Genomic DNA, 26,668 nt, shown 5'->3' on the forward strand with positions numbered 1-26,668 from the left:
GATGACTGACCGGACCCTGATAGCCCTGATCGCCGGCGCGATCGTCGGTGGCGGGGTACTGCTGCTGATCGTCGCGCTCCGCGGTACCGAGCCGCGCGAGGCGACGCCGTCGCTGTTCAAGCGGGGCGGGAGTGTGGACGGCCGCAAGCAGTTGATCCGCCTCGGTACCGGCCTCGTGGTCGGGCTGATCGTGCTGGTGGTCACTGAGTGGCTCGTGCTCGCGGTGGCACTCGGCCTGCTGGCTGCGACGGCCGACCGGTTCTTCGGCGGTTCCGGTGAGGAACGCCGGGCGATCGAGCGGCTGGAAGCGCTGGCCACCTGGACCGAGGCGTTGCGGGACACCATCGCCGGCGCGGTCGGCCTGGAACAGGCGATCCCGGCAACGGCGGTGAACGCCGCGCCGGCGATCAAGCCCGGCCTGAACCTGCTGGTGGACCGGCTCCGGATCCGAGAACCGTTGCCGTCGGCATTGATGCGGTTCGCGGACGACCTCGACGACCCGTCGGCCGACCTGATCGTCGCCGCGCTGGTCCTGAACGCCCGGCTGCGCGGCCCCGGTCTGCGCGAGGTGCTGAGCGCCCTGGCCGACTCGGCCCGCGAAGAACTCGACGTCCGCCGGAAGGTCGCCGCCGAACGCAGGTCGACCCGGCGCAGCGTGCAGGTGGTGGTGGCCATCACCTTGCTGGTGGCGGCCACGCTGGTGCTGTTCAACCCGGGCTACGTCTCGCCGTACAAGAGCTTCGTCGGCCAGTTCGTGCTGTCCATCGTGATCGGGCTGTACGCCGTCGGCCTGGTCTGGCTGCGGCGGCTGGCCAAGATCGAGGTGCCCGAGCGGTTCCTGATTCGTTCCGACGACAAACGGGCCGCCAAGGCCGGCGACGACCGGATGGAGGTGGTGGGCGGATGATGTGGGCTTATCTGACCGGTGCGCTGGCCGGACTCGGCGTGTACCTGCTGGTGCGAATGTTCATCAGGCCGTCCGCGAACGTGCTGTCCACGATCGCGCGGATCGATGCCGGCCGGTCCGGTTACATCAGTTCGGCGACCGCGAGCGCGGCCGGCGACCGGGTTCTCGGTGGCGTCGACAAGGCCAGGGAGACGCTGGGGCGGCGCCTCGAGCAGGAGGCGAACGCGCGCGGCTGGGCGTTCGGCAAGCTACGCCGCGACCTCGCGGTGATGAATCAGCCGTTCGCGGCGATGCTTGCCACCAAGGTGTTCTTCGCTCTCGGCGCCATGGTCTTCATCCCGTTCGTCCTGTTCATGTTCTCGTATCTGGGTGTCGGGGTTCCCGGCGCGACTCCCGCGATCGTGACCCTGGCCGCGATGACCTTCGCGTTCTTCCTGCCCGATCTGACGCTGCGCCAGGAGGCGGAGCGGCGGCGACGGGACTTCCGGCATGTGGTCGGTAGCTTCCTGGACCTGGTCGCGATGAACCTGGCCGGTGGCCGTGGTCTGCCCGAGGCGCTGATGACCGCTTCGACGATCGGTGACCACTGGGCGATGGCGCGGATCCGGCAGGCGCTGGCGAACGCGCGGCTGATCGGCATCACGCCGTGGGACGCGATGGCCCGGCTCGGCGAGGACCTCGGGGTCGAGGAACTGCGCGACCTCGCCTCGGCGCTGGCCCTGGCCGGTGACGAAGGCGCCAAGATCCGGGCCTCACTGCTGTCCCGGGCGGCGTCGCTGCGCCGCAAGGAGCTCGCGGATGTCGAGGGCAAGGCAGGGGAGCGGTCGCAGTCCATGCTGGTGGCGCAGTTGGTCATGTGTGCCGCTTTCTTGTTGTTCCTCGGATATCCCGCCGGCGCGTCGATCCTGGGCAGCTGAGATGGGTATCGGAGGGATCCAGGAAGCAGATCTGGACGTCGGAGAGGGCATACTGAGCCCTGATTCGGGCTTGGTCTCAACAGGGAAGGCAACCTGATGTACACGGAAATGCAGTTCGTGCGCGCACTGGTCGGCTATGCGCTGGCGCGGGCCGGCAGCCAGCGGGCCCGGGCCAAGGACGGCCGCACCGAGCTCGGTGCCTCGGCGCTGGAGTGGGCGATCATCTCCGCGATCCTGGTCACCGCCGCGCTGTTGATCGGCGGGATCGTCAAGGGCGTGATCGACAAGCGTTCCACCGAGATCAACAAGGGCTGATCCGGTTGCCGCGTCGACGACGTTCGGAGCGGGGTGCGAGTTCGCTGGAACTGGCGATCCTCGCACCGTCGATCCTGGCGCTGATCTTCATCTCGATCCAGACCGCCCTGTGGTTGTACGGGCGGTCCGTCGCGCTGAACGCGGCCCAGGAAGGAGTCTCCCGGTTGAGACTCGTCCAGCCGCCGCTCTACACGCCGGCGATCGGGGAGAAGGTCCGTGCCGACATCGAGGCGTACGCACAGCAGCTCGGCGGCAACTCCCTCGGCGATGCCCAGGTGCTGGCGCCGTCGTACGACGATCCCAAGGGCCAGGTGTCGTTCACGGTCACCGGCGAGACCGTCTCGCTGGTTCCCGGCCTGACCCTCACGGTCAGCCAGACGGCCACCGGCCCGATCGAACAATTCGAAGCCGACAAGTGAGGGCCATGAACCTGGGGAAGCGCGCAGCACGCCCTTTGCGTGCCGCTGAGCGCAGGTCGCGGCCCGAGCGCGGCACGATGGCGCTGGAGATGGTGATCCTCGCACCGTTGCTGCTGATCCTGTTCATGTTCCTGCTCGCCTGTGGCCGCTACTTCCAGACCTCCTCGCAGCTGGAGAACGCGGCCCGCGACGGCGCCCGCTCCGCCAGCCAGGCGCGTTCGCTCGCCGACGCCCAGCAGCGCATCGACAAGGCCGTCACGCGGACGATGGGCCAGTCGGTCGAGTCGTGCAAGTCCTCGGCCTCGGGCACCGTCACCAGCGCCTTCGCCGCCGGCAGCCCGCTGTCCGTCGAGGTCACCTGCACCATCGACTACCGCGACCTCGGGCCTGCTCGGTATCGGCGGCGACACCAAGATCACCAAGAAGTTCAGCTCGTCCCTAGACCCCTACCGAGGCGTCCGCGATGTCCCCTGACCCCCGCCCCGAGGCCGGCAGCGGCCACCCAGTCACGACGCCCGCCCCCCACGGCGCCTGGCGGCGTACGGTCGCCTACTTCCGCATCGACACCCCCCGCACCAACCGCGTAATAGATGCCCTCCGCAACCACCGCGGCGCCCTGAGCCCCGCGGTAGCGATCTTGGCCGTCATGATCTTCACCCTCGCCGGCCTCGTCATCGACGGCGGCCGCCAGCTGGGCGCCAAATCCCGAGCAGTCGGCTACGCCCAGGAAGCCGCCCGCGCCGGCGTGGGCACGATCGACTTCAACTCCGCCGTGGCGAAGATCGACGTCACCAAGGCCGGCAAGGCGGTTACGGACTTCTGCGCTCAGGTGAAGACCAACGATCCGGCCGTCACCGCCTGCGGTACGACGGAGATCGATGCGGAACACCTGAAGGTCGACGTCCAGATCGCCAACAAGACGACCTTCCTCGGCATGGTCGGAATCCAGGACCTGACCGCGAAAGGCCAGGGCGAGGCGCACGCCGAGCAGGGCGTGCAGAAGGCGGACGACAGCCCGACCATCCCGCCGATCGTCGTCCAGACGAGCCTCCAGGGCCCCGGAGCGACGATTACAACGGCGCAGCCGCCGGACATCGACCTGCCCTGCCCGAGCTGGACCATCGGTTCGCCGACGCCGACATGGGATCCTCCGATCCCGTTGCCGTTCCCCGCGTCCTGCAAGCCGACTATCACCCCGACGGACAGCCCGGACCCGTCGGCTACCGAGCCGACTGATACCGGACCGGGCAGCACCGGGCCGACCGATACGAAGAAGCCTCCGGGCGGTGGCGCTCCCGCCGTGCCAGAGGTCGTGGGAGGCGAACGGTGAACCCGGTCCGCAACCTTGTCCCCGGTTGTCGAGGAGTTGTTTTCGTGCGAAGCCCAGCGATCAGAGTCCTTGGCGTCGCGACGGCGGTGCTGCTGCTCGCCGGATGCGGAGGCTCCGAGAAGAACAACGGCACGTTGCCGGTCGGCGGGGGCGGTGACGACCAGCCGACAGTGACGCTGTCGAGCCCGACGCCGAAGTCGAGTGATCCGTCGACGCCGAGTGCGCCGGTCAAGACTGCTGCCCCACCGCGGCAGGCGAAACTGACCGTCGTCGCGGGGAACTATGGTTCGGCGCCTGCCGTCCAAGGCCTCGTGGCCAAGTACCCGCTCTATTTCCAGGCGCTGGTCGACCAGAGCTCGGCCATGATCAAGGCGAACTTCCCAGCGTTTTTCTATGCCGACACCGCCATCAACGTGGAGATGGCGAAGTCCAACGGGTGGGTGATGCGTCCACCGGCGAGCATCGTGGTGGTCGGAGCGACGCAGCAGCCGACCGGGGTGGTGCGGGTCAGCCTGTGCCGCTCGCAGACCACGCAGTACTGGAACCCGAAGACGAACCGGTGGGTCGTCACCGCGCCGCACGGCTCTCCGCAGGCGATCGACATGGTGCGGACCGGAGCCGGCTGGACGATGTATCAGATGGCCAAACCGATGCCGAAAGGCATCGATTGTTCGAAGGTGCGATATCCGGCCTAGATCGGAACAGTAGTCAACCAGTGGCGGAGAGCGTGCTTCGGCAGGCATGATGCCCCCGGTCAGCGATAACCTGCTAACAGCACAACCACCAGGAGTGAGGATGCGCAACCGGGTCGCCCGCGGTTTCATTGCCCTGAGCACCGTGCTCGGGTTGCTCATCGCCATGCCCACCTCGATCGCGATGGCGGGGGACACGATCCACAACGGGGATCGGGTCTGCAGCATGTATGCCAACTCGGTGGGTTTCGGCGCCTACTGCAGCAACGGTCAGGTGTCCGACGGGGCCGCGCCGCCGCCCTGGAAGGACCGGCTCCAGCCGGGCCAGGTGTTCGTCCCGTGCCGCGATTTCCCGGTGCCGGACGGAATCAAGCTGCCCAAGCCGCCCGAGGGCAAGGAATGGGTCCTGCGGCTGACCATCGTCAAGTACGACCTCAATTCGAACTTCGGCGGTGCGGATGCCCATCTGGAGCGCGCGATCGTCCCGGTCTCGGACCAGGAGCGCAAGCAGTGCATGGGCAAGAACACCTATATGGACAAGTTCTGGACGTTCTTCGACGAGACCTACCCGGCACCGGGCCTGCAGGTGGACCCGACCTACACCCCGCGGGTCAACATTCCTGCCTACTTCACCCTGACCCCGGAGTCCTCCTACATCCTGAAGAACTTCGGCGATGACCTCGACCTCGCCAACTACGCTCCCGGCCAGCGGCTCACGATGCGCGGACTGGTGAGCCAGTTGAAGATCGATCCAGGAGACGACACCGGGGAGTTCACCTGCCTCGGTGGAGTTCTGCCGGTCGACTCGGACGGGTACGACGAGACCAAGGACCCGTTCCATCAGGTGAACCCATGCAGCCACATCTACAAGCGGTCGAGCGCTAGCCAGCCCGACGGTATGTACACGGTGAAGCTCACGATCACCTGGCAGATCGACTACTGGCGGAACCTCCAGGACTGGAAGAACGTCGGTCATGCGGAGGTGCACGCTGTGCAACGGCTGCCTGTCCAGGAAGTGCAGGCTATCGGTGGCTGACGGTGGGGTTATGGAGGGACGACGATGGTGAAGACCAGTGAGCCGGTGCGGTCTGCTCGGTTGCCGCAGCGGAAGGCGGGGAGTGCGGGGGCGGATCGGCTGAGAGGGCTGATCTCGCTGGTCGCGATCCTGGCGATCGTCGGCGGCGTTCCATATGTGCTGCTGAAATTCTTCGGTACGCCGTGGCCGGACAAGATGCCGAACCGGGACGTGCTGTTCGACCAGTTGAGCTCCGAGACCGTGCTCGGCATCATCGCGTTCTTCATCTGGGTGGCGTGGCTGCACTTCGTGGTCTGCCTGATCGCCGAGGCCGTCGCGGAGGTGCGCGGCCAAGGTCTGTCGCCACGGATCCCGCTCGGTGGCGGTTCGCAGAACCTCGCCCGCCGGCTGATCGCCGGTGTGGTGCTGATCGCCGGAGCCACCAGCGTCACGCTGCCGCTCGCGAACGCGGTGACCACGTCCGGTGCCACGCCGTCCTCGATCAGCGTGACCCAGGGCGGCGACAACAGCAAGGGCGCCAACTTCCGCGCGACCGAGTCCCGCAGTACGGTCCTCAGCGGCACCACGCATACCGGAGTACGGACGAACAACGACCAGCACGGCCAGATCGTCAAGTACACCGAGGTGCGGCCGCCGGCCGGGCGCAACTACGACTGCTTGTGGGACATCGCCGAGCGCTACCTGGGTGAGGGCCGGCGGTACAAGGAGATCTACGACCTCAACAAGAACAAACTGCAGCCGGATGGCCGGCGGTTGACGAACCCGGATCTGATCATGCCGGGGTGGCAGGTCCGCCTGCCCGCCGACGCCAAGGGTCCGGGCGTGCACACGGTTCGCGTGCAGATCGACCAGCCGGGCAAGCCGACGCACCTCAAGCCGACCCAGGTCAAGCCGACCGAGGCCAAGCCGAAGCAGTCGACCATCGACACCCGGACGGTTCAGGAGGACGGCGCAGGCAAGGGCAGTCGCTGGTTCGAGGAGCAAGGGCTCGAGAAGGGCTCGTCGGTCGGCATCGGCAGCGTCGTCACCGACCCGACCGCGAAGGACGCCAAGCCGGGCCAGCCGGGTGTCGGCACAGTCCAGCCACACAACCCCGGTACTGCGGACGCTCAGCCGGGCGACCCGGCCGCCGGTGGGACGAAGGTGCCCGACGCGGTGCCGGTTGCCGCCGACAGCGGTGGGATCGACCCGGTCGAGGCCGGGATCTACGGCTTCGGTGCGACGCTGCTCGCCGCCGGGATCGCGGTGGCGCTGAAGAAGCGCCGGGGCTGGGCGATGGGACCGGGTCCGAAGGCGGCCGGTCATCGTCAGACCGAGGTCGGCCTGCGGCTGGCTGCCGACGTACCGACTGCCGAGTTCGTGGACAACTCGCTGCGGATGCTCGGCGCGTCCATGACAGAAGACAACCGGATGATGCCGAAGGTGGTGGCCGCGTTGGTCACCACCCGGGCGCTCACCCTGGTGCTCGCGCCGGGAGAGGTCCAGGCGGCACCGCCCGGTCCGTGGCAGGTCATTGCCGACGGCACCCGGTGGGTGCTGCGGCGCGCCTACGGGCCGCAGGGCGACGTCGACGCGCCGGCGCCGTACCCGACGCTCGTGACGCTCGGCCAGAACGCGGACGGGTCGACCGTGCTGGTCGACCTGGACACCGCGAACGGGATCGTCAGCTTCGGCGGCGTCACCAACGCGTCGCGCGACGTCGTCGGCTCACTGGCGGCCGAGCTGGCCACGAACCTGTGGTCCGAGGGCGCACATGTCAGCATGGTCGGGTTCGGCGACGATCTCTCGTCGCTGGCTCCGAGCCGGTTGAGCTACTGGACCAAGCTGGACGACGCGCTGCACGAGGTGACCCGGCGTACGGACGCGCAGGTGCAGGCATGCGGTCGGCGCGATGCCGACTCGGTCGCGAACGCACGGATGACGTATCCGGACTCGATGCTGTGGGGCGCGGAGATCATCTTCGTCTCGGCGCCGCCCTCGGCGGACGAGGAGCAGCGGCTCGCACGACTTGCGGCAGACCCGAAGCGATGCGTCGCGGTGGTCGTCGTCGGCGATGTGCTCGGTTCGCCGTGGCGGTTCGTGGTGGACGAGAAGAACAGCGCTGTCTGCCGGCTGCTCGGTCTCGAGGTCGATGCCCACAGCATCAACCCGACGCAGTTCGCCGACCTGATCTCGCTGTTCAAGACCGCCGAGTCGGAGGCGCTGGACAAGCGTCGCGCCGAGCAGGACATGCCGGCGTACGAGTTCTCGTCGTCCGACCTGAGCCAGGCGGCGCCGGTCGAGGTCGACCTGCTCGGTCCGGTCGAGGTCGATGCCCGGGGCAGCATCGACGACGGCCGGGTGCAGTTGTCGACCGAGATCGTGGCGTTCCTGGCCAGCCAGGACTACGGGGTGCACCCGAACGTCCTGGCCGGCGCGATCTGGCCGCGAGGCATCAGCGACGAACTGCGCGACGCGGCGCTGGAGCACACCCGGCAGTGGCTCGGCCTGGACGCGATGTACGCCGACGAGTCCGGGCGCTGGATGCTGAACCGCAGCATCGTCCGGGTCGACTGGGACGTGTTCCGCACGCTGGCCAAGCAGGCGTCGCTGATGGACGACCCCCGTGGTCCGTTGTCGACCGCGCTGAGTCTGGTCCACGGCCCGTCCTGGGCCGGACTGCCGGCCGGAAGGTATTCGTGGCTCGCGGCGTCCGGGATCGAGCGGCGGATGGCCGAGACGGTCGTCGACGCGGCACTGAAGCTCGCGGAGGCGGGCCTGAGCCACAACGACGGCAACCTCGCCCGTACGGCACTGCAGACCGGGCTGAGCTTCTCCCCGGCCTCGGAGGACCTCTGGCGCGCGACCCTGCGCCTGGCGTCCCACTTCGGCACCAGCAGCGACATCACCAACGTCGCAACCCAGCTGTACACGGCCCTCGCCAAGCACGGCGGCCCCCGCGGCCCCGAAGCCGAGACCGACGCCCTGGTCGACGAGCTCCTCCCGGGTTACCGCCGCCCGGCAGCAGTGGCGTGACCAAGGATTCCAGGCCGCGGCACCGGTTGGTTCGGTGTCGCGGCCATTGATGGTTGCAACAACCTGCAAGACAGTGGATGTGTGAGATCGCGCTTGCTAGCGTTGGCGCGCTTCGGGGGTCGCGCTAGCTGGGGGTTTTTGTGCGTTCATTCAGTCGATTAGCCGTTTCTCTAACTTTGATCATAGGTTCGGGCGTTGTAGCCCAGCCTGCCGCCATCGGAGCTTCTACCGCGTCGGCTTCATCCGCTGCGGCAACAGCAACTACACCACCCGGCGCAGGTGTCGGACAATTCATTCCATTCGCTTCACTGCAGCGAATGCTGGACACCGGCGCCGCTATCGGCGTCCCAACAACGACGGTCGTACCGGCCCAAGGCTCGGTCACTGTCAAATTCACCGGTCGGTCGGGTGTACCGGCGAGCGGAGTTCGGGCCCTGCACACCAACATCTCGATCCTCGGTCCGACCGCTACCGGCAATCTTCCCGCTTGGGCGACAGCAGAAACTCAGCCGGCAGTGACGAATGTGCACTTCTACGCCGGAACTGCCTACGCCTCCTCAGCCTCGGTCATCAGGCTGAACGCGGGTGGTCAGGCGACTTTCCGCAACAACAGCTCGGGAACCCTTCGCCTGGTCGTCGATGTGATGGGCTACTACACCACAGAGGCTTTCCAGGGCACCGGCAATCGGTTTGTGCCACTGAAACAGGCCGCGGCGGTAGCAGCTACCTCGGTAGCAGCGAACACTGCTCTCACGGTGTCACTTCTCGGTAAGGGTGGACTGCCGAGCGAAGCAGGTAGCATTGCGGCGGTTGCGATAAACGTGACAGCGAAAGAACCTACGGCCGCAGGCGGATGGACTCTTTATCCTGCAGGCATCACGAGACCATCCGGCGGTCACGGCAATTTCATCGTGGGTCGGACCAAAACTAACAGCGCTGTGGTGCCGCTCTCGGCGGACGGTAGATTGAGCCTCTACAACATCTCCGCGAAGGCCGTTTTCTATGTGATCGATGTTGTTGGCTACTACACGGCGGCAACCAACGCTGCGGTCGCGTCATCGCGGGTCCTCCCGGTCGCGCCCAGTCGTATCCTCGATTCGGGTGCCGCCACCCTCATCCAACCCAATGCGGTTTACACCTTTCCCGTCGCTGGCAAGGGTGGGCTACCAGTCAGCGGGTTAGCTGCGGCTGCCCTACACGTGATTACCCAAGGGTCTGCGACATTTGGCGGGGTGACGGTGTACCCCTCAGTTGATGCGGTGCCATCACCCCTCGACGTGGCGACGGCAATGAGCAATACCTACTCTTTCAACCTGGTTTGGGCGCGGATCGGCGCGAATGGCTCTGTAAGTCTCATTAATCGATCAGACTCGGCGCTGCGCATCTGGGTTGACGTTGAGGCTTACGCGACGCAGCCAACGAGACCGGATCCGCCAGGACCGGTCATGACCTCTCCAGGAGATAGTCGGGCAACGGTGACGTGGCCTCAGCCTGACAACACCGGTGATCTACCGATCGCGTCTTATGAGGTTGTCGCCATGCCCAGCGGAGCGACTCAGACTTCGATGTCCAATTCGGCGGTCTTCCAGGGACTAACCAATGGAACGTCGTACGCATTCCGAGTGCGTGCCCGCAACGCTGTCGGCTGGTCGGAGTATTCAGCAGCCTCCCAAGGGACGACTCCTCGTGCACCTCTGCCGCCAGGTGCTCCGTTCATCACTGGTGTCATACCGCGCGACAGCGGGGCAACGGTCAGTTGGTCGGCTCCAGCCGGTGCAGATGACCAGATTGCGTCGTACACAGTTACGACCGTACCGACGACTAGCACGGTCAATCTCCCAGGCACAGCCCGCACCGCCATGCTGAGCGGGCTTGAGAACACGAAGTCCTATCAAGTAGTTGTGAAAGCTACAAATGCCAACGGGTCGTCCGCCTCGCCACCTCTCAGAGTGATACCGCAGGCTGCGCAGGTTCCTCTGCGCCCGGCCGCGTTGCTCGTCACTGCGCTCGACGCGCGGCTCGACGTCCAATGGGTGCAGCCAGCAGACGGAGGCGCGTCGATCCTGGACTATGAGATCGTCGCCGAGCCCGGCAATCTTCGGGTCATCTCAGATCCAGGAACCACAATTTCCGCTTTCACCGGCCTCCAGAATGGAGCCGAATATACTGTAAAGGTTCGTGCTCGGAACAAGGCCGGCAGTGGCAACTGGTCAGAGCAAAGGGCGACACCGTCAGCCTCGCGAGTGGCAGCTGCGCCGACCGACCTCCAGGTGGTGCCGGCTACGTCCGGCGCAATGAAGGTCAGTTGGGAGGCGCCCACGGATACTGGGACATCAGCAATCACCGGGTACCGAGTTTCGGTATCGCCGAGTGGACGAGTTGTCGAGACCTCGAACCCGAGCGTCACGATCGATGGTCTCGACACCGAAACGCAGTACACCTTTTCAGTGCAAGCCGTGTCGTCGGCCGGAGTCGGCGCCGCGTCGACGCCATCATCTCCCCTCGCCCCGAAGGTTAATCTCAAAGTCAATCCGATCACGCTTACGGCCGAGTCTGCACGGCTAATTGTGGCAGTAAGCGCCGCCAGCTTCTCCGTCACGAACCCAAACCCTCAGCTCAACTCCGTCCGACCTGACTCCTTCCTCATCGCGCCCGCGAGCCCGGCTACGCCACAGGGGTTTCTCCGCAAAGTACTGAGAGTGACCCAAGCTGGCGGTGGTCTCATTTTTGAGACGGAAGATGCGCCCTTGAATTCCATCATTCAAGACGGCGGTTTTTCGCGCGATATTCGATTGACCACGAGTGATGTTCAAGGCCTACTCCATAGTGCTCCAGGTGTTGTGCTGAGAGAGCCGACAGTTCGGGGATTGACTGCTAAGCAAGGCGCGGGGACAGTTGTGGTTCCTGGGCGACGCGGCAAAGTTGAGCCGGTTCTACGCCTTGAGAAGGGAAAGATCGTCCTTGAAGTAGGCAGGGACTTTGAACGCGGATTTCGCGGGGAGGTTACAGCGACATTCGAGCCGGAGACTCAAGGTCACGTTCATATGTCCAGCAGCGGCGTCGGTTCGTCATTCAGTCTCAAGGTGACCTCGGGAGCTGAGTTCCGACTCGATGCAGCGATTGGGAAGAAGGTTGAGCGGAGGATTCCGCTCGGGGAGATGCGAGGTACCTGCATAGATATCCAAATTGGTGCCGCCCCGGTTGTGACGTGCCCTGCTATTCAGTTGGCGCTCACCTTGGATGCCGAGATGCGTGCAGGGCTTTCGGTCGTGGTGAACTATTCAAAAACCGACGGTGTTGAGATTGTGCAGGAAGGTGCCGGATTGCCGAACGCGAGATCTCTGAGCACGCCGGCCGAGACCACAGTATCTGCCGCGCGATTTTTCGGAAATGCCGAGGTTTCGCTCGGCCTCGAGGGCGCGCTGGTATTGAGATTCTATGGCGCAGTCGGGCCACTGCTTGGCCTAAAGCCCTATGTGCGTGCCGAGATTGATACCGAGGCAGACGAATGGTTCAATGTGTACCTCGGTGTGGCCTTGAGTGCGGGGCTGACATTGGACATTTTTACTAAGAATCTAGTGAGGTGGGAGAAGGATGACATTCTTAAGGCCGAGTACCGGATCCTGAGTTCGAATTCGCGATTCACTGGGGTTCTTATCAGCCCTGGCGGTGCTGAACTGTCGGTCGGTGAGCAAGTTGATTTTGATGCGACCTTTATCGCTGTGCCGAACTCGTCGCTGTCCTGGAGGATTATCGATGGCGATGAATACGGCACAATCGACGCGAATGGCAGATTCGCCGCCATCGCTGACGGCATTGTCACGGTGGAGGCGGCGACGCCGGACCCTCTTGGCTACAGGAGCACGGTCAATGTCCTTGTAGGTCCTCATGCGCCGTCGGAGCCGCGTGACGTGCGTGCAGTCGCGGGTAACCTCAGCGCGAATGTCAGTTGGCAGCCGCCCGAAAACCTGGGTGGGGCGCCGGTTAGCAAATATGTCCTTACCACTGATCCGGACACTGGTTCGCGCGAGGTGCCCGGTGTAAGTCTGTCGACTGCGATCGGCGGACTGACTCAGGGGGTGAGTTACACGGTCGAGGTGACTGCTGTAACCAGTAACGGCGCTGGACGGGCAGGCGTTTCTAATGCGATCGTGGCACACGAGTCATTGTTCTCCAACCCTCTCGTGAACAACCTGGCGGCGGGGGTCAGCGCTACCGTAGGCTATGGAGGGCCAGAGATCTCTGATTCTGGCAGATATGGGTTCTTTTCAATTCGCGTCGATGGCTTGTCGGGACCAGAAGGTATTCCGGCAGACGGAAAGTTCTACCTCGTTCGTCGTGATCTCATTACTGGCCAGATACTCTTGGTTTCCCGCCAGTCGGACGGGAAGACGCCGCAACCGGTGTCTACTGGCATGGTGTTCGCTCAGAGTGATTACGCGGCGTCCATTAATATCGATAGCAAGGCGGATGGCAGATTCGTTGCCTATCTAGTGGATGGATCCAGAGCCCGGTCGCAAATTATGGTCTATGACGCAATGGCGAATACGACCTGGGTGGCGGGAGCGGATATAGGTCAAGGGGTCTTGTCGGTTCGGCTCTCGGCTGACGGTGGCGTGGTGGCATTCAGTACGGAGTATGAGAATCCGACGAGCAGCAGTAGTCGCACCCATCATATTTTGCGAGTGGCGAAAGGCGGAACACCGAAACAGGTCGACATCTGCGTCGACAGTGCGTCCTGCGGCCGAAGCAATCCGAATCCATGGCTGTCGCCTGATGGAAACACAGTTGTCTATACGGCCTACTCAAATAGCCCGAATAATCATGACTGGAATCAACATGTGTTTTACAATGCGGCGACCGGTGCATCGACTATGCCGTATCTCAACCAGGGAATATCCTTCAGTCCGGTTTTTAGTGACGATGGGCAATACTTTGTTGGTGCCGCACATATTGGATTGCCGGCAGATCAGGGCCAAGGTGCAATCGTGGTCAAGCGCAGAGATGGTGGCCCAGTGACCGAAGCCGACGTTGTGACAACTTTCCCGTGGTGGCACGTGGTGGCTGTCAATGGAATTAGTAGCGGTGGAAATGTTGTGATCTGGTCGAATCGTTCCGCCCCCGAGCCTGACGGCAGTATCATGACGCTCAGAGCGAATGGTGTGCGATTGCCAGTCTTCCACCCCCCGAACCTCGAACTCCCCGAGGCGACCACTATCAACATGTCGACTGACGGAGGAACAGTCGGTTGGCTGAAGGCGGGCCGCTGACGGCACGGGCCTCCCGGGTGGCCGGCTGGTCGCCTAGAGGTCGCGTCGTAACGCCTGATCGCGTACTGCTGGCAACAGCTACAGCGGCCCCGGGAGATCTTCTCCCGGGGCCGCTGGTTTGTTTGGTGGGGTCAGAGGGGGTTGGCGGACCAGGTGTCGCAGGCGGTCATGTCGCCGGAGTCCATGCCGGTCTTGAACCACTTCATCCGCTGCTCGGCGGTGCCGTGGCTGAAGGTCTCGGGGGAGACCCGGCCCTGGGCGCGCTTCTGGATCCGGTCGTCACCGACGGACGCGGCGGCGTCGAGGCCGCGGCTGATGTCGTCCTCAGTCAGGCCGCTGATGAACTTGTCACCATCCTTGTCCGGGACCGTGGTGGCGTGGTTGGTCCAGATGCCGGCCAGGCAGTCCGCCTGGAGTTCGGAGCGGACCGAGTCCGAGGTGGGGCCCTCGCGGGTCTTGATCCGGTCGAGGATGCCGTAGAGGTTCTGGATGTGGTGCCCGTACTCGTGCGCCACGACGTACGCCTCGGCGAAGTTGCCGCCCTTGGCGCCGAGCTCCTGCTCGAGGGTCTGGAAGAAGCCGATGTCGAGGTAGACGCGGCGATCCGGCGGGCAGTAGAACGGCCCGACCGCGCTGGTCGCGGGGCCGCAGCCGGTGTTCACCGAGCCGTCGAAGACCCGCAGCGGCGCCTTCGTGTACTTCTTGCCGCGCCTGGGCAGCTCGGCGGCCCAGAAGCCCTCGATCGAGTTCTGGTAGAAGACGAACCGGCACTCAGGGTTGGACGTCAGGTCCGTGCCCTTCTTGCACGAGTCCAGGTTGCCCGGCGCGGTGTTGCGCGCCACGGGCTGGTCGCTGTTGTCGCTGCCACCGCCGGGGAGGCCGCCGTTCAGGAGGAGGATGACGACGAGCAGGATGATGCCGCCGATGCCGCCGCCGACCGGGATCCCCATCCCGCTCGGCAGCCGACCGCCGCCACCGCCGCCGCTGCCGCGGGTGTCTTCGACACCGCTGGTGTCCAAGTCGGCGTCTGGATTGAATTTCACAGCACATACACTAGACCTCGGTGCGGGGGATCCTGCCGTCTTGTGACGCTGCGCTTTCGACCCGCCACTCCGCGACCTGCCCGACCTTCCCCAACCTTGAGGACGCCTGCCCGCGATGATCACTGTCTCCAACCTCGAAGTACGTGTCGGGGCCAGACAATTACTCGCGCCTGCCTCCTTCCGGGTCGGGCCGGGCGACAAGGTCGGCCTGGTCGGCCGGAACGGCGCCGGCAAAACCACTTTGACGAAGATCCTGGCCGGTGAGGGACTGCCGGCCAGCGGTTCGGTCAGCTCGTCGGGTGAGATCGGCTATTTGCCGCAGGACCCGCGGACCGGCGACCTCGAAATGCTGGCCCGGGACCGGATCCTGGCCGCCCGCGGTCTGGACGAGGTCGTCCGGCGGATGCGCAACGCCGAGAAGTCGATGGCCAGCGCCGACGACAAGATCCGCGAGAAGGGCATGCGCCGGTACGAGCGGGCCGAAGCGGATCTGCATGCGGCCGGTGGCTACGCGGCGGAGTCCGAAGCCGCCCGGATCGCGGCGAACCTGGGCCTGCCCGACCGCGTGCTGGGTCAGCCGCTGGGCACCTTGTCGGGTGGTCAGCGGCGGCGGGTCGAGCTGGCCCGGATCCTGTTCGCGCAGGCGGAGACGCTGCTGCTGGACGAGCCGACCAACCACCTGGACGCCGACTCGATCGTGTGGCTGCGGGACTTCCTCAAGGGCTATCCCGGCGGCGTGATCATGATCAGCCACGACGTGAACCTGCTGGAGGAGACCGTTACCCGGGTCTTCCATCTGGACGCCAACCGCGCCGAGATCGACGTCTACAACGTCGGCTGGAAGGCGTACCTGACGCAGCGGGAGACCGACGAGCGCCGGCGCAAGCGCGAGCGCTCGAACGCCGAGAAGAAGGCGACCCAGCTGATCGACCAGGCGAACAAGATGCGGGCCAAGGCGACCAAGGCGACCGCGGCCCAGGGGATGCTCAAGCGGGCCGAGAAGCTGATGGCGTCGCTCGACGACGTGCGCGCGACGGATCGCGTCGCGAAGATCTCCTTCCCCACGCCGGCTCAGTGTGGCAAGACGCCGTTGATGGCGAAGGAGCTGTCCAAGTCGTACGGGTCGCTGGAGATCTTCACCGACGTGGACCTGGCGATCGACCGCGGCTCGCGCGTCGTAGTACTGGGTCTCAACGGTGCGGGGAAGACGACCTTGCTCCGGGTGCTGTCGGGGATCGAGAAGTCCGACACCGGCGAGATCATCGACGGGCACGGCCTCAAACTCGGGTACTACGCGCAGGAGCACGAGACGCTCGACGTGAACCGGACCGTCCTGGAGAACATGAAGTCGGCCGCTCCTGATCTGAACGAGACCCAGGCGCGCAGTGTGCTCGGCTCGTTCTTGTTCACCGGCGACGACTCGGACAAGCCGGCCAGCGTCCTGTCGGGTGGCGAGAAGACCCGCCTGGCGCTGGCGACCCTGGTGGTCTCGGCCGCGAACGTCCTGCTCCTCGACGAGCCCACCAACAACCTCGACCCAGCTTCGCGGACCGAGGTCCTCAACGCGATCCGCTCGTACGCCGGCGCGATCGTCCTCGTCACCCACGACGAGGGCGCCGTGGAAGCTCTCGAGCCAGAACGCGTCCTGCTGCTCCCGGACGGCGTAGAAGACCTCTGGACCAACGACTATGCCGACCTGGTCTCCCTCGCCTGACCCCGGCCACCGCGGTCTATCCACAGGGTGACAAGGACCTCACGGAAACCGCCTTCGGTTCGCGTATGTTCCTAGGCATGACGGATCTCGGACTGCGGTTGTCGGTGGACGGGCCTGTGGCCCGGGTGGTGCTCGACCGGCCGGAGGTGCGCAACGCGCAGACTCCGGCGATGTGGAGCGCCTTGTCGGACTTCGGCGCCTCGCTGCCCGACGAGGTGCGCCTCGTCGTCGTCTCGGGGGAGGGCCCCTCGTTCTCGGCCGGCCTCGATCGCAACCTGATCATGGGCGAGCCGGTCGACGGGCAGGAGCCGCTGCTCACGCTCGGCGCGAAGCCTGCCCCGGAGCTGCACGAGCTGATCTCGCACTTCCAGGCCGGCTTCTCCTGGCTCCGCAAGCCGGAGATCATCAGCATCGCCGCCGTGCGGGGCCACGCGGTCGGAGCAGGCTTCCAGCTGGCACTGGCCTGCGATCTGCGCGTGGTGACGCCGGATGCGAAGTTCAGCATGCGGGAGCCCGCCCTCGGGCTGGTTCCCGATCTGGGCGGCACCCAGCCGCTCGTCCAGCTGGTCGGGTATTCACGAGCCCTCGAGATCTGCGTGACCTCGCGATGGGTCGAGGCCGAGGAAGCACTCCAACTCGGTCTGGCGAACATCGTCGTACCAGCAGACGAGTTGGCCGCGACGGTGAAGGATTTGTCGGACGCCGTGCTGTCGCCGATGGTGGGTGCTGTGCGCGAGACCAAGGCGTTGCTGCTGGGCGCCGCTGACCGACCGTACGAAGAGCAGTTGAGGTACGAGCGAGAGGCGCAGTCGCGGCGCCTCAACGAGCTGATCGCCGCCTTCGGCTGATCGGCGGTGCTCCGCGCGGCATGGCGGCGGGAAGATTCGGTTGACCTGAAGTGTTGTCAAGGTTGACGAGTTGAGTGCCGGGAGGGGACTGGATGTCATCAGGAATGCGAATGGGCAGCGGCAGCGGAGCGGGCGGTTGGCGCCGGCAGGACGCGTCTGTCCTGGACCGGAAGCTGACGAAGGGCACGCTGCGGCGGATCCTGCAGTTCGCCAGACCGTTCCGCCTGCACATCAGCGTCTTCCTGGTGCTGGTGATCCTCGGGGCGTTCCTGGTGATCGCGTCGCCGCTGCTGTTCAAGAAGATCGTCGACGACGGCATCACGAAGGGCGACGCGGGCCTGGTGACCGCGCTGGCTCTGATCGTGGCATTGCTGGCAGTGGTCGAGGCCGCTCTCGGATTGATGCAGCGCTGGTTCTCCGCGCGCATCGGTGAGGGCCTGATCTACGACCTGCGTACCAAGGTGTTCGCCCACGTGCAGCAGATGCCGGTCGCGTTCTTCACCCGCACCCAGACCGGCGCGCTGGTCTCCCGCCTCAACAACGACGTGATCGGTGCGCAGCAGGCCTTCACTTCGACCTTGTCGGGCGTGGTCTCCAACGTGATCAGCCTGATTCTGGTGGTCGGCGCGATGTTGGTGCTGAGCTGGCAGCTGACCGTTGTGGCGATCCTGATCCTGCCGGTCTTCCTGCTCCCCGCCCGGTACCTCGGCCGTCGGCTGGCGGCGATGACGCGCGAGCAGATGCAGTTGAACGCCGAGATGTCCACGGCGATGACCGAGCGATTCAGCGTCGGCGGCGCTCTGCTGGTGACGCTGTTCGGACGGCCGGAGATCGAGAACAGCGAGTTCGGCGAGCGCTCCGGGCCGGGTCCGTGACCTGGGGATCCGGATCGCGATGCTGGGCCGGGTCTTCTTCACCGCGCTCACGCTGGTCGCCGCGCTGGCGACCGCACTCGTGTACGGCGTGGGTGGCAACCTGGCCGTTCGGCAGACGCTGACGGTGGGGACACTGCTGGCCCTGGTCGCTCTGCTCGGACGTCTCTACGGCCCGTTGACCGCGCTCTCGAACGTGCGAGTCGACGTGATGACCGCGCTGGTGTCGTTCGAGCGGGTCTTCGAGGTGCTCGATCTCGAGCCGATGATCAAGGACGCCCCTGATGCGCGGGCGCTTCCCAAGAACGCGTCGACGGTGACGTTCGATCATGTCTCGTTCGCCTACCCGACGGCCGAGCAGGTCTCGCTGGCCAGCCTGGAGTCGGTGGCGGTGCTCGACAAGCGAGCATCCTCGCAGGTGCTCGACGACATCAGCTTCTCCGTCGAAGCCGGCCAGATGGTCGCCCTGGTCGGTCCGTCCGGTGCAGGCAAGACCACCATCACGAACCTCGTGGCCCGCCTGTACGACGTCACTGACGGCTCGGTGCAGGTAGGTGGTCAAGATGTCCGTGAGGTGACCTTGCAGTCGCTGCACGACACCATCGGGTACGTGACGCAGGACGCTCACATGTTCCACGACACCATCCGGGCGAATCTGACCTACGCGAAGCCCGACGCGACTGACGGGGAGATGATCGAGGCCCTCCGCTCGGCGCAGGTGTGGGACCTGGTCTCGACATTGCCCGATGGGTTGGAGACGGTCGTAGGGGACCGGGGGCACCGATTGTCCGGGGGAGAGCGCCAACGACTGGCGATTGCCCGGTTGTTGCTGAAGGCACCGCACGTCGTGGTCCTGGACGAGGCGACGGCGCACCTGGACTCGGAGTCGGAGGTCGCGGTGCAAAGGGCCCTGGACACCGCCCTAGAGGGCCGTACGTCGCTGGTGATCGCCCACAGGTTGTCGACCGTGCGGAACGCGGACCAGATCCTCGTGGTTGACCACGGCAACATCGTGGAACGCGGGACGCATGAGCAGTTGCTCGCGCTGGACGGCGAGTACGCGTTGCTCTACCGCACCCAGTTCGCGGAGACAGGCTCCGCGGCAGGCGTGTAGTCGCCCCTACGTAGGGGACATGCGATGCCCGCGGTGCCGGATACATATGACCGTGTTCGCACAGGGGCACCGGGTTGGCTCGAGCGGTGGCTTTGTCTTGGGGTGAGGGAGGCTCGGATGATCCGGTTCGCACTGGTCCTGGGCATCGGCTAGGCCGGCTTCAAGCGGGCCTACCACTCCGAGGACGGCCGTCACTACGGCGACCCCGGCGAGCAGTCCCTGCGCACCGGGCTCTCACTGTTCTTCGCGGCGCTGGCAGGCGGCCTGACCTACGCTGCCCTCCTGATTCACTAGCTGTCGGGCCCCCGTAGGGCCCGATTTTGCTTTTCGCGCGAATCACACTAGTGTTCTTCTTGTTGGAGCGAGTGCGGGACGCGGAAGCGGCCGGTCGCTTCGGACTCCCTGAAGGTTCTTGTAGCCGAATCGCGCCTGTGGTGGGGCTTCGGTTGCTGAGACGCGGGGTGGCTGTGTCGGAAAGTGGCTGATTTGACTGGCCCTGGATGAAACAGTAATGTTTGGCGGGTTGCCCCGGAGCTTGACACGAGAGTGTTTGGGCGCGGTGTGCGTCCGATTCTTGAGAACTCAACAGCGTGCCGAAAGTCAATGCCGAAATTTAGCATTAACCCGTTTCACGGCATTGGATGATCCTGATCCGCCCTGGTCCCTTCGGGATTTTGGGTGTGGGGTTGTCTGTTGTTCGTGTTCGGATTCCTTTGAGAAATTATGATTCAAGTCAGTTTGATTGTTTCTGAGATATCAAAGGATCACTCAAAGTAGTCTATCCATTCACAGGTCTTCGGGTTTGTGGGTTGATATATAGATTTCAACGGAGAGTTTGATCCTGGCTCAGGACGAACGCTGGCGGCGTGCTTAACACATGCAAGTCGAGCGGTAAGGCTCTTTCGGGAGTACACGAGCGGCGAACGGGTGAGTAACACGTGAGCAACCTACCCTCAACTTCGGGATAAGCCTCGGAAACGGGGTCTAATACCGGATATCACTTCCTGCTTCATGGCGGGGGGTTGAAAGTTCTGGCGGTTGGGGATGGGCTCGCGGCCTATCAGCTTGTTGGTGGGGTAATGGCCTACCAAGGCGTCGACGGGTAGCCGGCCTGAGAGGGCGACCGGCCACACTGGGACTGAGACACGGCCCAGACTCCTACGGGAGGCAGCAGTGGGGAATATTGCGCAATGGACGAAAGTCTGACGCAGCAACGCCGCGTGAGGGATGACGGCCTTCGGGTTGTAAACCTCTTTCAGCAGGGACGAAGCGAGAGTGACGGTACCTGCAGAAGAAGGACCGGCCAACTACGTGCCAGCAGCCGCGGTAATACGTAGGGTCCGAGCGTTGTCCGGAATTATTGGGCGTAAAGGGCTCGTAGGCGGTTCGTCACGTCGGGAGTGAAAACTCGGAGCTCAACTCCGAGCCTGCTTCCGATACGGGCAGACTAGAGGTAGGCAGGGGAGAGCGGAACTCCTGGTGTAGCGGTGGAATGCGCAGATATCAGGAAGAACACCGGTGGCGAAGGCGGCTCTCTGGGCCTTACCTGACGCTGAGGAGCGAAAGCGTGGGTAGCGAACAGGATTAGATACCCTGGTAGTCCACGCCGTAAACGTTGGGCGCTAGGTGTGGGGGACATTCCACGTCCTCCGTGCCGCAGCTAACGCATTAAGCGCCCCGCCTGGGGAGTACGGCCGCAAGGCTAAAACTCAAAGGAATTGACGGGGGCCCGCACAAGCGGCGGAGCATGCGGATTAATTCGATGCAACGCGAAGAACCTTACCTGGGTTTGACATATAGGGAAATCCTCCAGAGATGGGGGGTCCGTAAGGGTCCTATACAGGTGGTGCATGGCTGTCGTCAGCTCGTGTCGTGAGATGTTGGGTTAAGTCCCGCAACGAGCGCAACCCTCGTCCTATGTTGCCAGCACGTTATGGTGGGGACTCATAGGAGACTGCCGGGGTCAACTCGGAGGAAGGTGGGGATGACGTCAAGTCATCATGCCCCTTATGTCCAGGGCTTCACGCATGCTACAATGGCCGGTACAAAGGGCTGCGATACCGCAAGGTGGAGCGAATCCCAAAAAGCCGGTCTCAGTTCGGATTGGGGTCTGCAACTCGACCCCATGAAGTCGGAGTCGCTAGTAATCGCAGATCAGCAACGCTGCGGTGAATACGTTCCCGGGCCTTGTACACACCGCCCGTCACGTCATGAAAGTCGGCAACACCCGAAGCCGGTGGCCTAACCCTTGTGGAGGGAGCCGTCGAAGGTGGGGCTGGCGATTAGGACGAAGTCGTAACAAGGTAGCCGTACCGGAAGGTGCGGCTGGATCACCTCCTTTCTAAGGAGCATTGACGCCAGGGCTCGTAAGAGGCTGGTGTCTACTCGTCGTTTCTAAGACATCCGTTCTTAGGCGACGGTGCTTCGGAATGTGGAACATTGACCATTAGGCATGAAACGGAACCGAGCAGGCTAGTACTGCGAACGATTCTTCGGAATCGGGAGCGTGGAACGTGTGTGGAGTCGAGTGGAGTGCCGAGGCGCGCTGTTGGGTCCTGAGGAATCGGGCCATCCTGGTAACAGGTTGGATCGGTTTTTCTGGGTCACTTGCTACACCGTTGGTGGATCTTTGCGGATCGCTGCGGTGTGGTTGTGTGGCTGGGGCCAGTCTTCACCAAACCGCTGGTGATGATTCTTCTTCTGGGTGAGTTTTCCCTGGGGGTGGGGTTGTTCGAGGTAGGTGGTGGTTGGGGCTGGTTTTCCTGCCCGTATTTTGAGAACTGTATAGTGGACGCGAGCATCTTTGTAGTTGTTGTTGTGTGACAAGCTACTAAGGGCAATCGGTGGATGTCTTGGCACCAAGAGCCGATGAAGGACGTTGGAGCCTGCGATAAGCCCCGGGGAGTTGGCAACCAAGCTGTGATCCGGGGGTGTCCGAATGGGGAAACCCAGCTGGCATTCTAAAGCCAGTTACCAGTGCCTGAACACATAGGGTTCTGGAGGGAACGCGGGGAAGTGAAACATCTCAGTACCCGCAGGAAGAGAAAACAATAGTGATTCCGTGAGTAGTGGCGAGCGAAAGCGGATGAGGCTAAACCATGTGCGTGTGATAGCCGGCGTGCGTTGCGTATGTGGGGTTGTGGGAGCATTCAGACCTTAATGCCGTGGGGTCAGGGAGTTATAAATCATTGTTGAAGTCGAACCAGCTGGAATGTTGGACCGTAGTGGGTAATAGTCCCGTAGATGTAAGACAGTGACTTCCGAGTGTTTTCCCAAGTAGCACGGGACTCTTGAAATCCCGTGTGAATCTGGCGGGACCACCCGCTAAGCCTAAATACTTCTTGGTGACCGATAGCGGACTAGTACCGTGAGGGAAAGATGAAAAGTACCCCGGGAGGGGAGTGAAATAGTACCTGAAACCGGTTGCCTACAATCCGTCGGAGCGCTCACCTTGTGTGGGTGTGACGGCGTGCCTTTTGAAGAATGAGCCTGCGAGTTAGTGGTGTGTGGCGAGGTTAACCCGTGTGGGGTAGCCGTAGCGAAAGCGAGTCTGAATAGGGCGCTTTAGTCGCATGCTCTAGACCCGAAGCGGAGTGATCTATCCATGGGCAGGTTGAAGCGCGGGTAAGACCGCGTGGAGGACCGAACCCACCAGGGTTGAAAACCTGGGGGATGACCTGTGGATAGGGGTGAAAGGCCAATCAAACTCCGTGATAGCTGGTTCTCCCCGAAATGCATATAGGTGCAGCGTCGCGTGTTTCTTACCGGAGGTAGAGCACTGGATGGTCTAGGGGGCTTACCGGCTTACCGAAATCAGCCAAACTCCGAATGCCGGTAAGTGAGAGCGCGGCAGTGAGACTGCGGGGGATAAGCTCCGTAGTCGAGAGGGAAACAGCCCAGATCACCAGCTAAGGCCCCTAAGCGCTTGCTAAGTGGAAAAGGATGTGGAGTTGCCCAGACAACCAGGAGGTTGGCTTAGAAGCAGCCACCCTTGAAAGAGTGCGTAATAGCTCACTGGTCAAGTGATTCCGCGCCGACAATGTAGCGGGGCTCAAGCAAGCCGCCGAAGCTGTGGCATTCATACTTGTACCCGGCACCGACTTGATTGGTGTCCAGGTGTGTGGATGGGTAGGGGAGCGTCGTGCAGCGTGTGAAGCAGCAGAGTGATCTAGTTGTGGATGCTGCACGAGTGAGAATGCAGGCATGAGTAGCGAATGACGGGTGAGAAACCCGTCCGCCGAATGATCAAGGGTTCCAGGGTCAAGCTAATCTGCCCTGGGTAAGTCGGGACCTAAGGCGAGGCCGACAGGCGTAGTCGATGGACAACGGGTTGATATTCCCGTACCGGCATTAACACGACCCGACCGAACCTGGTGATGCTAAGAAACTGAAGTATTGAGACCTTCGGGTTGAGGTATGGAGGTTTTGACCCGAACTGGTATTAGGTGCACTGAGGAGTGACGCAGGAGGGCAGTCCAACCGCGGCGATGGTAGGCGCAAGCTGATCCGCGGGCAAGGTGGTAGGGCGAGGCATAGGCAAATCCGTGTCTCATACAGCCTGAGAACCGAGGCGGACCCGTTCAGGGGAAGTGGATGATCCCATGCTGCCGAGAAAAACTTCGTAGTGAGTGTTAGAGCCGCCCGTACCCCAAACCGACACAGGTGATCAGGTAGAGAATACCAAGGCGATCGAGTGAACCATGGTTAAGGAACTCGGCAAAATGCCCCCGTAACTTCGGGAGAAGGGGGGCCGGATACGTTACCTCACTTGCTGGGGGAAGCGTTGATGGCCGCAGAGACCAGGCCCAAGCGACTGTTTACTAAAAACACAGGTCCGTGCGAAGAAGTAATTCGATGTATACGGACTGACGCCTGCCCGGTGCTGGAACGTTAAGGGGACAGGTTAGCTGGTTTAGGCCGGCGAAGCTTTGAACTTAAGCGCCAGTAAACGGCGGTGGTAACTATAACCATCCTAAGGTAGCGAAATTCCTTGTCGGGTAAGTTCCGACCTGCACGAATGGCGTAACGACTTGGGCGCTGTCTCAACCATGGACTCGGCGAAATTGCATTACGAGTAAAGATGCTCGTTACGCGCAGCAGGACGGAAAGACCCCGGGACCTTTACTACAACTTGGTATTGGTGGTCGGTACAACTTGTGTAGGATAGGTGGGAGACTGTGAAACCTGGACGCCAGTTCGGGTGGAGTCATCGTTGAAATACCACTCTGGTTGTTCTGGCTGTCTAACTTCGGTCCATTATCTGGATCAGGGACAGTGCCTGGTGGGTAGTTTGACTGGGGCGGTCGCCTCCTAAAAGGTAACGGAGGCGCTCAAAGGTTCCCTCAGCCTGGTTGGCAATCAGGTGTCGAGTGTAAGTGCACAAGGGAGCTTGACTGTGAGACAGACATGTCGAGCAGGGACGAAAGTCGGAACTAGTGATCCGGCGGTGGCATGTGGGAGCACCGTCGCTCAACGGATAAAAGGTACCCCGGGGATAACAGGCTGATCTTCCCCAAGAGTCCATATCGACGGGATGGTTTGGCACCTCGATGTCGGCTCGTCGCATCCTGGGGCTGGAGTAGGTCCCAAGGGTTGGGCTGTTCGCCCATTAAAGCGGCACGCGAGCTGGGTTTAGAACGTCGTGAGACAGTTCGGTCCCTATCCGCTGCGCGCGCAGGAGACTTGAGAAGGGCTGCCCCTAGTACGAGAGGACCGGGGTGGACGAACCTCTGGTGTGCCAGTTGTTCCGCCAGGAGCACGGCTGGTTGGCTACGTTCGGGAGTGATAACCGCTGAAAGCATCTAAGCGGGAAGCACGCTTCAAGATGAGGTCTCCCACCGAGTTAATCGGGTAAGGCCCCCAGTAGACCACTGGGTTGATAGGCCAGAGGTGGAAGCACCGCAAGGTGTGGAGCTGACTGGTACTAATAGGCCGAGGGCTTGTCTCAACACCACCACGTGTGGTCAACAAACCTCTGCGTTTATGCATCGCGTCCACTATACGGTTCCCGGAATACGGTCAACCCCCAGCCCACAAGACCAGACACACACGAAAGTGCGTGAACGGCCCTTGATGGTGACCCGCAGGTGGTTGGTTGATATTTCTATAGAGTTACGGTGACCATAGCGTCGGGGAAACACCCAGTCTCCATTCCGAACCTGGAAGTTAAGCCCTTCAGCGCCGATGGTACTGCGACCGGGAGGTCGTGGGAGAGTAGGACGTCGCCGGACATTCACACTGTTAAGGGCCACCCACACGGGTGGCCCTTAACATTTGTGCCAGCAGTGTCGCCGGCCGAGAGCAGCGGACTCTGCGCTCGGAACAGATAGTTGTTCCTTGGATGCGTACTTGGGACTGTGGACATGTATTTCGTGTCCGCGGTCCCTTTTGTGGTCCTGCAGGCTGTTAGGGGCCTTCGGGGGCTATGCCTACTAGGGCTGCCGCGGCGCAGACGTGGACCGGGGTTAGGTCTGCGGGAGCGACGGGGGGCCTGGAGGAGGGTGCCTCGTTCGAAGGGGGTCAGGTTGATGTCGATGCCGTGGGCACCGGCTACCAGGCCGCGGACGTAGGTCAGCCAGCCCATCATCGGGATGCCGCGGCGGAAGACGCCGGCGGCTGCTGCCAGTTCGGTGTCGGCGATGCTGGCCCATTCGGGCTCCCAGATCGTCACCACGGCTCGGAGGACCTGGGCGAAGCGCTCTGACTGGATCAGGGCGTCGTCGTCACTCCAGTGCAGGGTCAGCTGGTCCGATGCTGTCGTGAGCGTGCCGCCCATCGAGAGGTCGAACAGCCAGGGCAGGTCGCCGGTGCTCTGGAGGTGAAGCCGCGTGGTGCTGGAACCGTTCGAGAGAACCTTGGTGGTCGCCTCGACCATCTCCTGCAGCGGAGTGGTGGCGTCGGCCTCGAGGACGTGAAATCCCCAGCGCTCGTCCTGGGTCCACAGGTGGACGTCCGGGAACGCGACCGCGACGGCGGTCAGCGTGCGTCCTACCCGGAGTGCCCGATGCTCGATTGTTTCGTCACGGTGCGTCCACTGGGCGCGTAGTAGCCAAGATGCCATCTCACGCCCTCCGCTCAGTTGCCGGCTGGCCCCGCCCGGCAGACGGTACGCCGACCGGTGAGGGATTGGCCAGGGCTCCGCTTACGCGGCGTGAACGATCCGAGCGGAACAACTGA

General features: G+C 63.3%; 16 protein-coding genes and 3 rRNA genes. 16 read left to right on the top strand and 3 right to left on the bottom strand.

Annotated elements, in window-relative coordinates:
- Window position 1: 1 nt before the first annotated feature.
- The 4 genes from F1D05_RS37360 (at window position 2) to F1D05_RS37375 (ending at window position 2,558) form a co-directional block, all read left to right on the top strand.
- The gene (locus F1D05_RS37360; RefSeq protein ID WP_185444930.1) at window positions 2–907 is read left to right on the top strand and encodes a type II secretion system F family protein; all 906 of its coding nucleotides are present in this window, start codon (window positions 2–4) and stop codon (window positions 905–907) included.
- Entirely contained in the window at window positions 904–1,824 is a 921-nt protein-coding gene (locus F1D05_RS37365; RefSeq protein WP_185444931.1) for a type II secretion system F family protein, read from the top strand. Before F1D05_RS37360 ends, F1D05_RS37365 begins: the two co-directional genes overlap by 4 nt.
- 96 nt (window positions 1,825–1,920) lie before the next feature.
- On the top strand, window positions 1,921–2,139 hold the full coding sequence (locus F1D05_RS37370; RefSeq protein WP_185444932.1) for a hypothetical protein: 219 nt from the start codon (window positions 1,921–1,923) through the stop codon (window positions 2,137–2,139).
- A gap of 5 nt (window positions 2,140–2,144) precedes the next feature.
- Window positions 2,145–2,558 (top strand): TadE/TadG family type IV pilus assembly protein, encoded by a 414-nt coding sequence (locus F1D05_RS37375; protein WP_185444933.1) that lies wholly within the window; start codon window positions 2,145–2,147, stop codon window positions 2,556–2,558.
- 148 nt (window positions 2,559–2,706) lie between these two features.
- Here F1D05_RS37375 and F1D05_RS37380 read toward each other — a convergent pair whose 3' ends face one another.
- Window positions 2,707–2,925 carry a hypothetical protein gene (locus F1D05_RS37380; protein WP_185449864.1) on the bottom strand — a complete coding sequence of 73 codons (219 nt, stop codon included), beginning with the start codon at window positions 2,923–2,925 and terminating at the stop codon, window positions 2,707–2,709.
- A gap of 96 nt (window positions 2,926–3,021) precedes the next feature.
- Between F1D05_RS37380 and F1D05_RS37385 the strand changes: the two genes are divergently transcribed.
- From F1D05_RS37385 to F1D05_RS37405, 5 genes are all read left to right on the top strand, one after another.
- On the top strand, window positions 3,022–3,888 hold the full coding sequence (locus F1D05_RS37385; RefSeq protein ID WP_185444934.1) for a TadE/TadG family type IV pilus assembly protein: 867 nt from the start codon (window positions 3,022–3,024) through the stop codon (window positions 3,886–3,888).
- A 44-nt stretch (window positions 3,889–3,932) separates the two neighbouring features.
- Complete coding sequence (locus F1D05_RS37390; protein ID WP_246486286.1) at window positions 3,933–4,583, top strand: hypothetical protein; 651 nt, start codon at window positions 3,933–3,935, stop codon at window positions 4,581–4,583.
- 100 nt (window positions 4,584–4,683) lie between these two features.
- Complete coding sequence (locus F1D05_RS37395; protein ID WP_185444935.1) at window positions 4,684–5,616, top strand: hypothetical protein; 933 nt, start codon at window positions 4,684–4,686, stop codon at window positions 5,614–5,616.
- A 24-nt stretch (window positions 5,617–5,640) separates the two neighbouring features.
- On the top strand, window positions 5,641–8,631 hold the full coding sequence (locus tag F1D05_RS37400) for a hypothetical protein (RefSeq protein WP_185444936.1): 2,991 nt from the start codon (window positions 5,641–5,643) through the stop codon (window positions 8,629–8,631).
- A gap of 140 nt (window positions 8,632–8,771) precedes the next feature.
- Window positions 8,772–13,901: a fibronectin type III domain-containing protein gene (locus F1D05_RS37405; RefSeq protein WP_185444937.1), complete on the top strand. Its 5,130-nt coding sequence runs from the start codon at window positions 8,772–8,774 to the stop codon at window positions 13,899–13,901.
- Window positions 13,902–14,032: 131 nt separating this feature from the next.
- Here F1D05_RS37405 and ypfJ read toward each other — a convergent pair whose 3' ends face one another.
- The gene (gene ypfJ / locus F1D05_RS37410; protein ID WP_185444938.1) at window positions 14,033–14,944 is read right to left on the bottom strand and encodes a KPN_02809 family neutral zinc metallopeptidase; all 912 of its coding nucleotides are present in this window, start codon (window positions 14,942–14,944) and stop codon (window positions 14,033–14,035) included.
- Window positions 14,945–15,059: 115 nt separating this feature from the next.
- On the opposite strand from ypfJ, the gene abc-f reads away from it, so the two are divergent.
- The 7 genes from abc-f to rrf all read left to right on the top strand — a co-directional run bounded on the left by abc-f (window position 15,060) and on the right by rrf (window position 25,722).
- Window positions 15,060–16,658 (top strand): ribosomal protection-like ABC-F family protein, encoded by a 1,599-nt coding sequence (abc-f, locus tag F1D05_RS37415; protein ID WP_185444939.1) that lies wholly within the window; start codon window positions 15,060–15,062, stop codon window positions 16,656–16,658.
- A gap of 77 nt (window positions 16,659–16,735) precedes the next feature.
- Window positions 16,736–17,506, top strand: a complete 771-nt coding sequence (locus F1D05_RS37420) for an enoyl-CoA hydratase/isomerase family protein (protein ID WP_246486287.1) — start codon at window positions 16,736–16,738, stop codon at window positions 17,504–17,506.
- Between the two features lie 92 nt (window positions 17,507–17,598).
- Window positions 17,599–18,381 carry an ABC transporter transmembrane domain-containing protein gene (locus F1D05_RS43360; RefSeq protein WP_428994986.1) on the top strand — a complete coding sequence of 261 codons (783 nt, stop codon included), beginning with the start codon at window positions 17,599–17,601 and terminating at the stop codon, window positions 18,379–18,381.
- A 19-nt stretch (window positions 18,382–18,400) separates the two neighbouring features.
- The gene (locus tag F1D05_RS43365) at window positions 18,401–19,492 is read left to right on the top strand and encodes an ABC transporter ATP-binding protein (RefSeq protein ID WP_428994987.1); all 1,092 of its coding nucleotides are present in this window, start codon (window positions 18,401–18,403) and stop codon (window positions 19,490–19,492) included.
- An 823-nt stretch (window positions 19,493–20,315) separates the two neighbouring features.
- Window positions 20,316–21,833, top strand: a 16S ribosomal RNA gene (locus F1D05_RS37430).
- Window positions 21,834–22,312: 479 nt separating this feature from the next.
- A 23S ribosomal RNA gene (locus tag F1D05_RS37435) occupies window positions 22,313–25,439 on the top strand.
- 165 nt (window positions 25,440–25,604) lie between these two features.
- Window positions 25,605–25,722, top strand: a 5S ribosomal RNA gene (gene rrf / locus F1D05_RS37440).
- Together the 16S, 23S and 5S rRNA genes form the textbook arrangement of a ribosomal RNA operon.
- 2 nt (window positions 25,723–25,724) lie before the next feature.
- Here the strand turns inward: rrf and F1D05_RS37445 are convergent.
- Complete coding sequence (locus F1D05_RS37445) at window positions 25,725–26,552, bottom strand: hypothetical protein (protein WP_246486288.1); 828 nt, start codon at window positions 26,550–26,552, stop codon at window positions 25,725–25,727.
- Between the last annotated feature and the right edge of the window lie 116 nt (window positions 26,553–26,668).

This window comes from Kribbella qitaiheensis (assembly GCF_014217565.1).
Classification (GTDB): Bacteria; Actinomycetota; Actinomycetes; order Propionibacteriales; family Kribbellaceae; genus Kribbella; species Kribbella qitaiheensis_A.